The 13,127-nt window shown below is 43.1% G+C and carries 15 protein-coding genes; 11 read left to right on the top strand and 4 right to left on the bottom strand.

The features are described from left to right. Positions 1 to 49: 49 nt before the first annotated feature. On the bottom strand, positions 50 to 1,522 hold the full coding sequence (locus tag ACTWPX_RS05850; RefSeq protein WP_443118878.1) for an esterase/lipase family protein: 1,473 nt from the start codon (positions 1,520 to 1,522) through the stop codon (positions 50 to 52). Between the two features lie 476 nt (positions 1,523 to 1,998). Between ACTWPX_RS05850 and ACTWPX_RS05845 the strand changes: the two genes are divergently transcribed. The 4 genes from ACTWPX_RS05845 (at position 1,999) to ACTWPX_RS05830 (ending at position 3,889) form a co-directional block, all read left to right on the top strand. Next, complete coding sequence (locus tag ACTWPX_RS05845; protein ID WP_443118877.1) at positions 1,999 to 2,349, top strand: DUF4260 domain-containing protein; 351 nt, start codon at positions 1,999 to 2,001, stop codon at positions 2,347 to 2,349. Positions 2,350 to 2,364: 15 nt separating this feature from the next. After that, positions 2,365 to 3,105 (top strand): aminoglycoside adenylyltransferase domain-containing protein, encoded by a 741-nt coding sequence (locus tag ACTWPX_RS05840; protein ID WP_443119002.1) that lies wholly within the window; start codon positions 2,365 to 2,367, stop codon positions 3,103 to 3,105. A gap of 25 nt (positions 3,106 to 3,130) precedes the next feature. Then, positions 3,131 to 3,514 (top strand): VOC family protein, encoded by a 384-nt coding sequence (locus tag ACTWPX_RS05835; protein WP_443118876.1) that lies wholly within the window; start codon positions 3,131 to 3,133, stop codon positions 3,512 to 3,514. A gap of 183 nt (positions 3,515 to 3,697) precedes the next feature. Beyond that, on the top strand, positions 3,698 to 3,889 hold the full coding sequence (locus tag ACTWPX_RS05830) for a hypothetical protein (RefSeq protein WP_443118875.1): 192 nt from the start codon (positions 3,698 to 3,700) through the stop codon (positions 3,887 to 3,889). Here the strand turns inward: ACTWPX_RS05830 and ACTWPX_RS05825 are convergent. Together ACTWPX_RS05825 and ACTWPX_RS05820 are read right to left on the bottom strand one after the other, a co-directional pair. After that, complete coding sequence (locus tag ACTWPX_RS05825) at positions 3,852 to 6,284, bottom strand: heavy metal translocating P-type ATPase (RefSeq protein ID WP_443118874.1); 2,433 nt, start codon at positions 6,282 to 6,284, stop codon at positions 3,852 to 3,854. The two genes, ACTWPX_RS05830 and ACTWPX_RS05825, sit on opposite strands and share 38 nt — an antisense overlap. Continuing rightward, positions 6,281 to 6,670: an ArsR/SmtB family transcription factor gene (locus ACTWPX_RS05820; RefSeq protein WP_281975793.1), complete on the bottom strand. Its 390-nt coding sequence runs from the start codon at positions 6,668 to 6,670 to the stop codon at positions 6,281 to 6,283. The genes ACTWPX_RS05825 and ACTWPX_RS05820 overlap by 4 nt, the downstream gene beginning before the upstream one ends. A 132-nt stretch (positions 6,671 to 6,802) precedes the next feature. On the opposite strand from ACTWPX_RS05820, the gene ACTWPX_RS05815 reads away from it, so the two are divergent. From ACTWPX_RS05815 to ACTWPX_RS05800, 4 genes are all read left to right on the top strand, one after another. Further along, positions 6,803 to 7,684: a ribokinase gene (locus ACTWPX_RS05815; RefSeq protein WP_443118873.1), complete on the top strand. Its 882-nt coding sequence runs from the start codon at positions 6,803 to 6,805 to the stop codon at positions 7,682 to 7,684. Positions 7,685 to 7,724: 40 nt separating this feature from the next. Further along, the gene (locus ACTWPX_RS05810) at positions 7,725 to 8,120 is read left to right on the top strand and encodes a hypothetical protein (protein WP_443118872.1); all 396 of its coding nucleotides are present in this window, start codon (positions 7,725 to 7,727) and stop codon (positions 8,118 to 8,120) included. Between the two features lie 12 nt (positions 8,121 to 8,132). Continuing rightward, a complete protein-coding gene (locus ACTWPX_RS05805) occupies positions 8,133 to 8,345 on the top strand; it encodes a hypothetical protein (protein WP_443118871.1) in 213 nt (70 codons plus the stop codon). 328 nt (positions 8,346 to 8,673) lie between these two features. After that, positions 8,674 to 8,808 (top strand): hypothetical protein, encoded by a 135-nt coding sequence (locus ACTWPX_RS05800; protein ID WP_443118870.1) that lies wholly within the window; start codon positions 8,674 to 8,676, stop codon positions 8,806 to 8,808. Positions 8,809 to 8,951: 143 nt separating this feature from the next. Here ACTWPX_RS05800 and ACTWPX_RS05795 read toward each other — a convergent pair whose 3' ends face one another. Beyond that, complete coding sequence (locus ACTWPX_RS05795) at positions 8,952 to 10,340, bottom strand: N-acetylmuramoyl-L-alanine amidase (RefSeq protein WP_443118869.1); 1,389 nt, start codon at positions 10,338 to 10,340, stop codon at positions 8,952 to 8,954. A 163-nt stretch (positions 10,341 to 10,503) separates the two neighbouring features. On the opposite strand from ACTWPX_RS05795, the gene ACTWPX_RS05790 reads away from it, so the two are divergent. From ACTWPX_RS05790 to ACTWPX_RS05780, 3 genes are all read left to right on the top strand, one after another. Beyond that, positions 10,504 to 11,718, top strand: coding sequence for an EAL-associated domain-containing protein (locus ACTWPX_RS05790; protein ID WP_443118868.1), 1,215 nt, complete (start codon positions 10,504 to 10,506; stop codon positions 11,716 to 11,718). Positions 11,719 to 11,807: 89 nt separating this feature from the next. Then, complete coding sequence (locus ACTWPX_RS05785; RefSeq protein WP_443118867.1) at positions 11,808 to 12,275, top strand: GNAT family N-acetyltransferase; 468 nt, start codon at positions 11,808 to 11,810, stop codon at positions 12,273 to 12,275. 330 nt (positions 12,276 to 12,605) lie between these two features. Continuing rightward, entirely contained in the window at positions 12,606 to 13,124 is a 519-nt protein-coding gene (locus ACTWPX_RS05780; RefSeq protein ID WP_443119001.1) for a GGDEF domain-containing protein, read from the top strand. Positions 13,125 to 13,127 lie beyond the last annotated feature (3 nt).

Genomic DNA, 13,127 nt, shown 5'->3' with positions numbered 1-13,127 from the left:
TTACTACAGAATCGTTTAACAAATACAACATTGATAAAAAGGGCTTTACTTATTGGTATATATTCCCTTCTCGATCGACATAAACGGAAAGGATAATGGTGCGATTAAAGGCATCGTTGTTTACTGTTTTACCATGAACATCGATTGTAATATTATAGATTCCCTCTCCGTATTTAGGAATCTTTGTGAAAATGGTCTGGTTGATGTTCTTCCAGCTATTGGTTTTCGATTGCCGTTCTCCTTTTCTGATAAAAGCTAAGCGGATATCTGCAGTTAATTTCCTTTGATTATTCCAAATTAAATAGCTGCCTTTGGTCTGGAAGAGTAAATTCAAATCAGCATCGACGATCACTTCAAGTTCTTCATTAATCGGACTTTCATAAGCTACCGAGAGCAGGTATCGTTCATAGGCAGAAGTTGATTGAAGCTTCCAACTGCCCTTTTCAGGAGATACAAGGGTGAATGTGTGGTGGTAGGCTCCTTCGAAAATCTCACTATCAGCTGTGGTTATCATTTGATAATCTTTGCTTCCATCTGGATGAAATAAGGTTAGGAGAGGGTCTTGCTGGTTACTGACCCAGTCGACGATCACTTCTTTTACCTCTTCTTCTACTTCAAAAATCTCCACAATAGATCCTCTGTAAACTCCGCCTTGATGATAAGACGGATGGTAAGCTTGTGGGGGATGACTGGCGACATTGGCCGCTTGAGTGATGGGGATTCTTCCACCCTCTGATAAGTAGTCTTGTAAATAGGGGAAGGTAGAACTTCCTCGTTTTATTTCATAATGGTTCCAGTCGTCTACACGAATTTCTGTTGCATAAGGAAGCCTTGAACTCTCAACTGTAACAACCCCGTCATTTGCACCAAAACTTCTTAGGTATAATCCACCCCAGAATAAAGATGTACCAAAGGCTCCCCAGCCTGTTCCCCCGAATGTGAAAGTAGGGACATGATCAATTGTCGGCAGGGAGTCCGTTTGACTTCTGTAGTAGCTCATGTACCCTGTTTGAAGAGAAAACGTGGCATCATTTTTACTCCCGATTATATCTGCGAGCCAGGAAGCCCAACTGCTGTAAGCCAGATTCGCGAGCTGCGAACCATGGTGCGGTGAAGATAGTGTAATGATCTCATGAACGTAAGGAAGAGCACCATAATGCAAAAGTGCTGCCTGGGTGTCTATTCCGCCTTTACTATGAGCGATTACAGTTAATCGCTCACCAAAATGTTCATAAAGGTCAGGGATGATCGTTGCTAATAATAGACCGTTGTCCCACATATCCTTTACAGGCGATACATCAATGAACGCTGTCTCGTAGCCATTCTCTCGAGCCATTTCATACATATCATTATCCTCCCACCATGTGTAGGAAGAGCTATTGATTCCATGAATGAATACGAGAGGAGCAACACCAGGCTGAGGGTTTGCAGGGGCTTCTCCCAGATACCATTTTCCTGGAGTTCCAAGCTTGCTGTACTTTCCCATCATTTTTGTTCTAACTTGAGAAGAATAAGAATTCATGAAAGACCTCCTTCAAGATAAAAACGAGTTTACCATTAATTTGCGATCAGGGATATTATTCCAATGTCAGTTACTATTATAGTATGATTGAGGTAGTCCGTATATCAACCGAAAGTGATAGTAAAGCTATTATAAATGTGATAAAGTATCTGAAAAACTTTCAGAAGTGGTGTCATAATAGCTAAATGCACTCTCTATGTCATAATCATTCCGGTATATGTCCTCTTTCCTCAAGTTCATTACGACTCGTACTAGCAATTCCTTTAGGTGCAACAAAACGATACTCATCTTCCCCTAAATAGTAAGGAATGTTATATATATAACCTCTTTCAATTTGATTGGAAACGTTCTTATAATTATGAGAATGGGGATATAGTAACACTTGTATTATCATCCTGTGTCTAGAAAATGAAACGTATTGAGTTTCATTACGTATCAATTAACGAAAGGAAAACAAGAAAGCAGGCGATTGATAAATGACGCAAAAACTACTTCATTTTGAAGGTTTATCTGTTTTACTAGCATCCCTCTTTTTCTATTCAATCCAGGAAAATTCCAGCTGGTGGTTGTTCATTCTTTTATTGTTCGTCCCCGACATTTCTATGATCGGGTATGCTTTCAATGAACGGATCGGGAGCATTTTGTATAACATTTTCCACAGTTACCTTATCCCGATTTTTGTGATCATGCTGGCATTTTTCATTACAAATGAATGGTTATTATCTGTAGCAATCATATGGATGGCTCATATCGGAATGGACCGGATGCTTGGTTATGGTTTGAAGTATCCGAGTGGATTCAAGGATACGCATTTACAGAGAGTATAGGAGGGGAGCATTTTGGTGAATGAGGTGTTGGAGGACTTGGTCGCTAAAATTGAAGACATCGCAGGTGATCGGTTGGTAGGTGTGTATTTACATGGTTCGCTCGCTATGGGCAGTTTTTTTCCTGAGAGTAGCGACATCGATGTGATCGCAGTGACAAATCAGGCTTTGGAAAATGAACAGTACAGGCTGCTTACAGAATATTTATTGGCGCGATCCGACCATCCATTTCCAATTGAAATCAGTGTTTTGAATAAGGAACAATTGCAGCATTGGAAGCATCCTTGTTTGTTCGATTATCATTTCAGTGAAGATTGGCGGGAATATTTTGAAATGGATCCAGCGCAGCACTTCAATAAGGAAGGGATGAGAGACGCTGATTTAGCGGCCCACCTGACTATTTTAAATAAGAGAGGGCGGGTGCTTTACGGACCGCCGATTAAGGAGGTTTTTCCTGCCATCCCTGTCGAAGATTATAAAAATGCGATTCTTGCAGACTATCAGGATTGTTTGGAAGAAATGGATGATGACCCCGTCTATAGTATTTTGAATATGCTCCGAGTCTATCGATACTTGCAGGACGGGATGATTAATTCTAAGCTGGAAGCGGGAGAATGGGGACTTCTTCAACTGCCTGAATATCAATCTGTTTTACGAAAGGTGATAGCTGTTCAAAAGGGCGATTCCAAATTACTCGATATGCAGGAGGTAGACAGTTTGAGGGAAGCAATACATAAGCCAGTGAAGGGTATGCTTTGAAAATTCCAAGATAGAGGAGGATATTATGAATTTCCGCGAATTCGGAATAATTTTGTTCGTTGAACATTATGAGGATTGTATTGATTTCTATAAAAACAGACTACAACTGGAAGTGAGAAATGTTAAAGATACCCTGACCACGTTCGATTTACCGCAGGGTTATTTGATGGTGGAACAGGAGGGTGTCGGATACATGCATGAGAAAAATCGTGCACAGAATCCTGTCGTTCTCCGTTTTGACGTGCATCATTTAGATGAACAAGTAAAAGTATTAAAACAAAGAGGCATCGACTTTTCACAGGAACGACTGGAATTTGACTGGGGAACGATCGCTGTGCTGCAGGACCCTGACGGCAACCGTATTGAACTGGGAGAAATCAATGAAACTAGCGGTTCCTATGCTAAATGAAAGGTAAGTGAACACAAAAAAGCTCGTAGGTTTTGAGGTACCAGAAGAACTGCAACTTTTAGAGCTATGCATCAAATAAAGAAGCCGAGTTGGACGATTTTGTCGTTCAACTCGACTTCTTTCAATGTACAAGAAAATCACTCTTATCAGATGGGCATCTGTTGATTCCACGATGAGCTTTCGGTGGTGACGCCTGCGGGAACAGCGCGAGCCGAAAATCCACTTGGTCAAGCAATCTTTTTGACCAAGTTAGCTGAGGCCGTGCCCGCGGGAAACATTCACCGACAAGCGATCCGTGAGAAGCAACAACAAACTTTAACAGCTCTTCTGCGTTCACTTATTTTTGTTTCAACAACCGCATGCTGTTCAAAATGACGATCAACGCGGCGCCAGTATCACTTAGTACCGCCATCCAAAGTGTAAGAATTCCAGGGAATATAAGGATTAATGCAGCGAATTTAGTAATCAGTGCAAACCACACATTCTGTTTGATGATTTTCAATGCCCGGCGACTGAGACGAATCGTATAAGGGAGTTTTTCTAAATTGTCAGCCATCAATACGATATCGGCGGTTTCCATTGCGGTATCAGTACCAGCGCCGCCCATGGCGATTCCAAGATCTGCGGTAGCAAGGGCGGGTGCATCATTGATCCCATCGCCGACCATGGCGACCTCTTTCCCTTCTGACTGCAGTTTTTTCACGGCAGTCACTTTGTCTTCAGGTAAGAGTTCTGAAAACGATCGATCGACTCCTGCTAAAGATGCCATTTTAGCGGCGGTTCCTCTGTTATCCCCTGTCAACATGACGATTTCCTCAATGCCGCTTGACTTCAACCGAAGGAGAGCATCCTTCGTGATTGGGCGTATCGTATCCGAAATAGCCATGTACCCTGTAATTTCTTTTGCTGTACCGATAATGACGACCGTATGACCTTCCTGTTGCAGTTGATGAATAGCAGAGCGTGTCTTCTCGTCTAATGAAACTTTCATTTCTTCGTATAGACGTAGGTTACCTGCAAAGTAGGGGAGACCTTCTATTGTTGCTTTGGCTCCTTTACCTGCTAACGCTTCAAAGTCTTCTCCATGTCGTTCCTCTATAGAACGTTCCTTTGTATAAGCGGTAATAGCCTGAGCAATCGGGTGACTGGAACGAGCTTCAATCGTATGGGCAATGCTTAACATTTCCTCAGGTGAACCATTTATTGGAAATACCTGTGTGACTTTCGGTTTTCCTTCGGTCAAAGTTCCTGTTTTGTCAAAGGCGATGGCTTTAATGGTCCCGGCTTTTTCCAGGAATGTTCCGCCTTTGATGAGTACACCGTTCCTTGCTGCATTGCCGATAGCTGAGACGATAGCAACAGGGGTGGATATGACTAGGGCACAAGGGCATGCGACGACAAGCAAGGCAAGCCCTTTATAGACCCATTCGCCCCAGGTACCGAATCCAAGTAGTGGAGGACCGACCATGACGAGTAGAGCCAATAAGAACACGATCGGAGTATAGACGTTGGCGAAACGATCGACGAATGCTTGCGTCGGTGCTTTTTTCTCTTGTGCTTCTTCCACCAGATGAATGATGTTCGCGATTGTCGTATCTTCCACGAGTTTTGTCACATGGACTTCAATCGAACCGTTCTCATTGACAGTACCTGCATAAACAGTGTCCCCGACATTCTTATCTACAGGAAGAGATTCTCCTGTAATCGGTGCCTGGTTGACACTTGTCGATCCTTTGGTGATTTCACCGTCTAACGGGAATTTTTCCCCTGGTTTAACGAGGATGGTATCACCGATAGTTATTTCTTTCACTTGTAAAGTCACCCAATCAGCGCTGCGCTTTACAAGGGCTTCTGATGGGGCGAGGTCGATCAGCCCACGAATGGAATCACGGGTCCGTTCAATCGAGCGGTTTTGTAATGTGTTTCCGAGAGCGAAGAGCCAGACGACCATTGCCCCCTCGAACCATTCTCCAATCAACGCGGCACCTATTGCGGCTGACGCCATCAGCACATTCATATCCAGCGAACGGCTTTTAATTGAGTAAAAGGCGCTTTTGGCTGGTTTCCATCCTCCAACGACTATTGCTGTCGCATAAAACAGGATGACCAAATATTCGGATAGCGCTGTAAAGGAAGCAACGAAACCGCCAGTGAGGAATATCCCGGAGATCCAAGTCGTTATGTCCTTTTTAGAAGGAGCTTTTTCTGCTGACTCCGTCTTGGAAAACAAGGAGGCTTGGAAACCGGATTTCTGCACTTCTTTCATAATCGTTTCAGAATTAGTCGTGTGATCGATTTGCATTTTACCTGTCGAGAAATTCACGCTTACTTCTTTGACTTTTGGATGGTTCATCAAGTGTTTTTCTATGGTTTTAGCACACGAACCACAATCCATACCTTCAATGCTGTAAGTTTCAACGTCTTTTTCCTGTTCCACAGGGGCAGCCTCAAACCCGAGCTTTTTCACTTTTGCAGGGATATCAGAAAAGCTACTTTCCTGATCAGCTTTTACCTTCATTTTGGCTGTGCTGTAATTTATGTTGACTTCGCGAATATTTCGGGACTGCATCAGATTCTTTTCAATCGTCTGTGCACAAGAAGGACAGTCCATTCCCGTCACTCGATATTCTTTTTCAACGCCCGTTATACTGCTGCTATCTTCTGAACAGCAACTGGATGCAGTAGAGGTTTGATCCGATACGCAGCAACTCACCGCTTCAGTTTTTTCGGTTGAGCAGCAGGAGGTTTCGTTTTTCTTAAGTTCACTCATTTTGATGTCTCCCTGGCTTCTTGAGGGTCTGTTTGTTTACTATGCGCAAGGGCGATGGTCACCATTTGATGGATGTAATCGTCAGCCAGCGAATAAAAGACTAATTTGCCTTCTTTGCGATATTTGGCAAGCCCCATGTTACGTAACAGTCGTAAATGGTGGGAAGCGGTCGCAGTGGTTGAACCGGTGATGTTGGCTACATCACACACACAAAGTTCATTTTCCAGTGTCATAGCATAGGCGATCTTCAAGCGTGTGGCATCTGACAACGCTTTGAAAATAAGCTCGACACCATTCACCTCTTCGATTTGCGGCTGGACTCGTTCTACGAGCTCTTCATCATAACAAAAAGTATCGCAAGTATCTTTTCGCTTTATATTCGTCATCGTGTCACTCCTATATATTCAAACATTCATTTGATTATTAGTTTATGCGCTTTTAGTGAAAGTGTCAATCAAATATCTGTTTGAATGATGCGAAATAAAAAAATGTTAAAATAAAGAGAGGGGGAATTCAGTTTGAAAATACTTAATTATGGTTCATTGAATATTGATAAAGTCTATCGTGTTCCGCATTTTGTCCGAGAAGGTGAGACACTTTCATCGCTTAATTACAGCGAATATTGCGGAGGAAAAGGTTTGAATCAATCGATGGCCTTATCCAGGGCCGGAGCAGACGTCTATCACGCAGGAAAAATCGGGCCCGATGGCGCATTTTTATTAACGGAATTACAAAAGAATGGTGTACATACAGAATTTATTGAAAGGGATGGGACAGTTACCGGTCATGCCATCATCCAAGTTACAGATGCTGGTGAAAACAGCATTCTACTATTCGGAGGAGCGAATAAAGAGATTGGTCATCATCACATTGACCATGTTTTATCACGATTTGAAGCAGGAGATTTGCTCGTTTTGCAAAACGAAATCAAAGACTTGGATATCATCATAGAAAAAGGGTATAAAAAAGGAATGTTCATTGCCCTGAATCCTTCTCCAATGACCGAGCCACTGTTACAGTTGGATTTGTCCAAAATCACTTACCTTATTGTGAACGAAGTAGAAGGGGAGAGATTGACCGGCCAAAAGGCTCCTGAGAAAATACTAGCTTCTTTACGTGGGGAGTTTCCGCTGCTGAAGGTGGTGTTGACACTAGGTAAGCAAGGAGTCATTTATCAGAGTGAAATTGAAACGGTAAAGCAGAAAAGCTTTCAAGTGGATGTCATCGATACCACAGCAGCCGGGGATACCTTTCTCGGTTACTTCTTAAGTGGCATCTTTAATGATATGAAAACAGTAGATGCTCTCCGTATAGCATCAAAAGCCGCGAGTATTGCAGTCTCACGTAAGGGAGCAGCTAGTTCGATCCCTCATTTGTATGAAGTTGAGTGGAACCATTGATCCGTCCCTCCCGTACATCATAGAACAGGAGGTGATGTTAGTGATAAAGGCCAATCGCTCCATCATGGTCGTCATTTTCCTGGTGATCCTGTTAGCTGGATGTGAATTAGACGATCGTTATGTTTATGAGGGGCAGAGTCAAAACTGGCATGCACAATTGGATTATATCGAGGGGGATTCCGGGCAAACTTACGATCTTTATTACACTTATAAAGGTGAACTTGAAGATCTATCTGACGTTGAGAAGATGATTTTTTCATATGAAATGGAAAATCAGTCGGGAAAATCGACGATCAACTTTGAAGGATCCCCGCCAGACAAAAAGCAATACTGGAACACGATTTCATTCCAAGGGATAGATGTGGAGGGGATGGAACAAATTGATGTGGCAGTAGAGTGGAAGGATCAGAAAGAGAGTTTTCAAATAAAAAGATGATAAGGAGATAGTATGGGTTTAGTCATTATTATTGCAGCGATTATTTTCTTTACTATTTTATATAATGTCATAAGAAAAGCGGTCAAAGAAGGCATCGATCAATCCAAGACCGCTCGTGTCCTCCAGCAGGTACATAAAAGGGAATGGATGAAAATTGAAAGAGAAGAGCGAGAGAAAAACAAATCTTCACTGGATCGAGTGCTCGAGAGTGAAGAGGATAAATGAGCCTCCGAGTTTGGGACAAAACGATGACTGCCACTGGAAAAGACGAACATTAGGGTAGGATGAATCAAATGGAGCGTAGGCAACATACGTAGACTCCCTCCTGCGGGAACAACACGAGCGGAAGCGCCCGGAAGATGGCCGTCTCCGCTGAAAGTGAAGTATGTTGAAGCTACTGATGAACTGCAACTTTCTGAGTTATGCATCAAAGAAAGGCCGGGCAGGACGATTTTATCGTTCAACTCGGCTTCTTTACTTCGATGAGACATATATAAATCAAAGAAAATCACTTTTTTCAGATAGGCCTCGTTGATTCCACGATGAGCGTTCGGTGGTGACGCCTGCGGGAAAAGCACGAGTCGAAGATCCACTTGGTCAAGTGATCTTCTTGACCAAGTTAGCTGAGGCGTGCCCGCGGCATGCATCCACCGACAAGCGATTCGTGAGAAGCAACAACAAACTTTAACAGTTCCTCTAGGTTGAAAAGTGTTTTTCAGTGGTCTCAAGTATGTTGCCGTAGCGGCGTATGCATTTATGGCTCCATAAAGAAAACCCGAACAAATTCGTTCGGGTTTTATAGTGGAAAAATTCTTTTGTCCCACTCTCTTTTTATAATTCATCTAACACATCTTGCAACACTTGTTTCTGTTGGTCCATTTCCTCGATGGCATGATCGATATTACGCTCATAGATAGATAAGATGCTCTGACCGTAAGTTGTGCCGGGGACAGCCCATTTTCCATTGAGCTGTATCCATGTCTTCCCACTTCCACGGCTGACGAGGTCAAACCTTGGATCTACTTTTGCGTAACCGGACGGGATAGCTTCCGTGGAGGCATATGCGTAAAGGTGCTGAATTTGTGCATGAACGCCTTCTTCAGGAGAGCTGAATGTCGCACCAGGATTCCCTGGTCCTGTAGCACCGATGCCTGCATAGTTGTTTTGGTCTGGGTCAACGAGGCCGGTGAACCGGAAATAATCTGTTTCGTGAATGGCTTGTGCATAAGCGATATCGCCGCGAATGCCGTAAGCATTTCCGTACTTCATATAGAATCGTCCGAGGTCAGGGGCATCAGGGTTGACTGTTTTTACAAGATCGTCAAGCTGGCAGGCATTCAAATACTGATCACCAAGAATAGAGTAACCTTCATCTTGTGGAGGTTCCGGATCAGGTGTTGGAGGTGTGGGCCCCGTTTCCCTTACAATGAATGCTCCGGTAATTCCGATGCTTTTTAAACGAGCTACTTGATCTTTGGCATTCTTCTCTTGCGCATAGGCGCCAGCCTGGACACGGTAATAGACAGTTCCAGAGATGGTCGTCTGTACTACAAATGATGCAATCCCTTGATTGGCAAGAAATTCGATTCGATTCTCTGCATTTTCGCGATCGCGAAACGAACCGGCAATGACCCTGTAAAGATCTCCGGGGGCAGGTTGTGGTTGTGTCTTCCCAGGTAGATTCAAAGCGTCTGTTACACCTTCAGCGATGCTTCTGCTTACATCATTGATGAAGGCAGAGTTCTTCAGAAGGGCAAGGTCGCCAGGGTTGTCGACAAACAAAATTTCGAGAAGAAGTGCACTCATGTCTGATTCCCTCAGCACATGGAAGTTCGCCTCTTTCTTACCGCGGTTGCTGACATTGTATTTCGGTCCGACAGTGTTGATTATGCGATCGTGGATGGTGTTTTGATAAGCTTGGGTAGTAGGAACTAACGGGCCATTGTAAATGTAACTTTCGAACCCGCTTCCACCAGCTGCATTATTGTGAATGGATAAGAAGAAATCCGCATTCCTTTGATTGGCGAGCTGCGTACGGGCGCCAAGGGACAGAGTTACATCAGACGTACGTGTCATAACGATTTCAACTTCGTAATTCTGCGATAATATACGCTGGACATTCAAAGCGATGGATAAGTTGAAGGTTTTTTCCTGGCTTCCCTGATAGGTTGCTCCGGGATCAGACCCTCCATGACCGGCGTCTATGACAATAGTCTTCATAATTTAGTCAGTCTCCTTTCTAGACTTCCATCTATTATATGAAAATATCAAAAGTTTGCATGGTCATTAATCTTGAATTCAAGATTAAATATATTCTTTCATTTAGTCTGAAAGTCAACTTATTGTATAATGATACAATAGAAGTGTATAGAGGAGGGGACATATGGATCCATTAGATATCATAGGAAACTTACATAAGATCAAGCCCGTCTTCCAGCCGATTGTCAGTGCGATCAACCATGACATCAATGGCTATGAAGTACTCGGACGTTATCAGCATGAGAATGAGTGGTATAGTCTCGGCCCTTTCTTCCATGACCCTGAGGTTCCGGAAGAGTTCAAAGCGGAAGTCGACCAGCATATTTTAAGACTTGCGATGACAGAGATGCTTGAAAAGAATAAAAAAGGTCTATTGTTCATCAACCGTAACGCAGGGCAGCTAATGATGAATGAAGGAGAGGACTTACTTGAAACGCTGCTGGTCTACGAACAAAAGGGCTTTAGCTTAGACCGGGTGGTCATTGAAGTGACAGAGCACGAGTTCGATGAAGATTTTGAGTCCTTAAGTCACTTGCTTCTCTACTATAAAACGTACGGGATCCAGATTGCGGTCGATCATGTAGGGGCCAAAAGCTCGAACATCGACCGGATCCGCCAACTGGAGCCTCATATATTAAAAATCGATGCCAGCATCATCCGCAAACAGAACAGTGATATATTCCAGGACATCGTCTACTCTTTGTCCATGCTCGCCAATCGCATCGGGGCGGCTATCCTCTTTGAAAACATTGAAGATGATTTCGAGCTTTATTTCGCTTGGAAACACGGGAGCCGTTATTATCAAGGTTTTTATCTAGCTTATCCTGCCTTCGATCTTGTCGACAAGGCATCGCTTACCAATGATTTAGGGGAGAAAGTAGCGGGGTATGTCCAACGGGAAAAGAACCTTCTCGAACAACGTTACGGATTCGTGAAAAAATGGGAAAACAAAGTCAAAGGATTGCTAGCCAAGTGGGAAGGACCGAAGAAATCGGATGCATTCATAGAATGGGTGACAGAGCAATTCCACGACGAAAGCTTTCGTATGTTCGTTTGTCATATCGATGGCCAGCAAGTGTCTGCCAACTTTAGAAAAAAAGAAGATACATGGGAACTGGAACCACATAAACGCGGCTCGAACTGGGCGTTCCGTCCCTATTTTCTGGAAAGCGTCGTGCAGATGAAGGTACTGAATACAGGGCTGTTATCTGAACTCTACTCTGATATAGAAACAAAAGAAATGGTGCGGACCTTCAGTGTCCCGCTTACGGATCAGCATTTTTTATTCATCGATTTACGTTATGCTTACCTGTACAATCACGAATGTTTGTTAGCATGAAGCCACTTTTGGAAACGTTATCTGCTAGTGTGTCTTTGCACTGCTATTTGGTTAAGTTCGTAGTAATTGAAATATAGAGGAGAATACATATGACAAAGGTTGTCCAGCCAATGACTGAATTTCTCGCTAACCAGTCACTTCAGTGGAGGTACCAGCCTCCTTATGATTTATACAATGTTCAAGCAGATGCTGAAACGATCGCTGAAAGACTCGATGGCAGTTATCAGGCAGTCTTCGAGAACGAAACATTCATCGGTTTTTTCTGTACTGGAACGAGTGCTAGAGTTCCAGCCGGCTATGACTACGGTGTATACGAAAAAGCACGTGTCGATATGGGACTAGGAATGGACCCTGCCCTCACCGGAAAAGGAAACGGGTATGGGTTTGCCCGTTTTATAATTGAACAGATTGGCAATCAGAAAGGAACGCTGCCAATCAGGCTCTCTGTCGCAACCTTCAATAAACGAGCGATTCGATTATATGAGAATCTTGGTTTTGTAAAGGTCGACACGTTTTTTACGGACACAAATGAATTCATCACGATGATCAAGGGATAAAGTTGAAACTCAGCAGCTGGTTTAGGCAGCTGAGTTTTTATTTTCGGCGCAAAAAAATCTAAAAATTTAATCTAGTGCTTATTACCTCCTTAATCAGGGTATATACTCTTTGGCACATTCAGAATTGCTTCCGAAAACCTCTGCCCGTATCATCGACCTATACAAAAGAAATAGGACTTAAGGATGGATTAGTAGGTTGGAAATTACGATGGAGAGGACTGTTGTGGATGTTACATACGAGGGAGCAAGATAATTTCAGACATGAGATTTTATTCAATGCGATCGATAAGAATCTAGCAATCATTCAATTCGGAACGGAATAATAAAACAATCGCTGATCTTGAAAAATCGCAGAACGCGATTCATCATGATGATTTGACCGGTCTACCGAATAGGCAGGCCTTGCAGCAGTTTTTCTTGAATCAGGAAAATGATAACAAATATTATCTTTTTTTAGATGTGGATAGGTTCAAACAAATCAATGATACATACGGACACGTAATCGGGGATGAAGTATTAAGATATATCTCGTTTTTGCTTCACGATCTTGCTGAAGGAAAGGGGAAAGTGTTCCGACTGAGCGGTGATGAATTCATTATCGTACATGAATTATATGCGGGTAACCGGACAGCGTGGGAATTGTGTCAGGACATCCACCAGCGTTTCCGGGAACCATTCTTTTGTGCCAAGCACTGCATCCATATCAGTATCAGTATAGGTGTGTATGAATTTTGTTTCGGAAGCGAGGATTTTATCACAATACTCGATCAGGCTGACCAGGAAATGTACAAAGTTAAGAAAAGTATTACAGATGGCTTTGACGTAAGAAAGAGAAGGACCCTTCCATGAGGG

Source organism: Halobacillus sp. H74 (genome assembly GCF_052246715.1).
GTDB lineage: Bacteria > Bacillota > Bacilli > Bacillales > Halobacillaceae > Halobacillus > Halobacillus litoralis_A.
Note: the sequence above shows the minus strand (reverse complement) of the source record. Positions and strands in the feature narration are given on the sequence as shown.

What these genes read in the sequence shown, in the direction of transcription:
- ACTWPX_RS05785 (WP_443118867.1), top strand. Translation starts at nt 11,808, where the DNA reads ATGACAAAGGTTGTCCAGCCAATGACTGAATTTCTCGCTAACCAGTCA.
- ACTWPX_RS05835 (WP_443118876.1), top strand. Translation starts at nt 3,131, where the DNA reads ATGAATTTCCGCGAATTCGGAATAATTTTGTTCGTTGAACATTATGAG.
- ACTWPX_RS05845 (WP_443118877.1), top strand. Translation starts at nt 1,999, where the DNA reads ATGACGCAAAAACTACTTCATTTTGAAGGTTTATCTGTTTTACTAGCA.
- ACTWPX_RS05850 (WP_443118878.1), bottom strand. Translation starts at nt 1,522, where the DNA reads ATGAATTCTTATTCTTCTCAAGTTAGAACAAAAATGATGGGAAAGTAC.
- ACTWPX_RS05825 (WP_443118874.1), bottom strand. Translation starts at nt 6,284, where the DNA reads ATGAGTGAACTTAAGAAAAACGAAACCTCCTGCTGCTCAACCGAAAAA.
- ACTWPX_RS05795 (WP_443118869.1), bottom strand. Translation starts at nt 10,340, where the DNA reads ATGAAGACTATTGTCATAGACGCCGGTCATGGAGGGTCTGATCCCGGA.
- ACTWPX_RS05790 (WP_443118868.1), top strand. Translation starts at nt 10,504, where the DNA reads ATGGATCCATTAGATATCATAGGAAACTTACATAAGATCAAGCCCGTC.
- ACTWPX_RS05805 (WP_443118871.1), top strand. Translation starts at nt 8,133, where the DNA reads ATGGGTTTAGTCATTATTATTGCAGCGATTATTTTCTTTACTATTTTA.
- ACTWPX_RS05820 (WP_281975793.1), bottom strand. Translation starts at nt 6,670, where the DNA reads ATGACGAATATAAAGCGAAAAGATACTTGCGATACTTTTTGTTATGAT.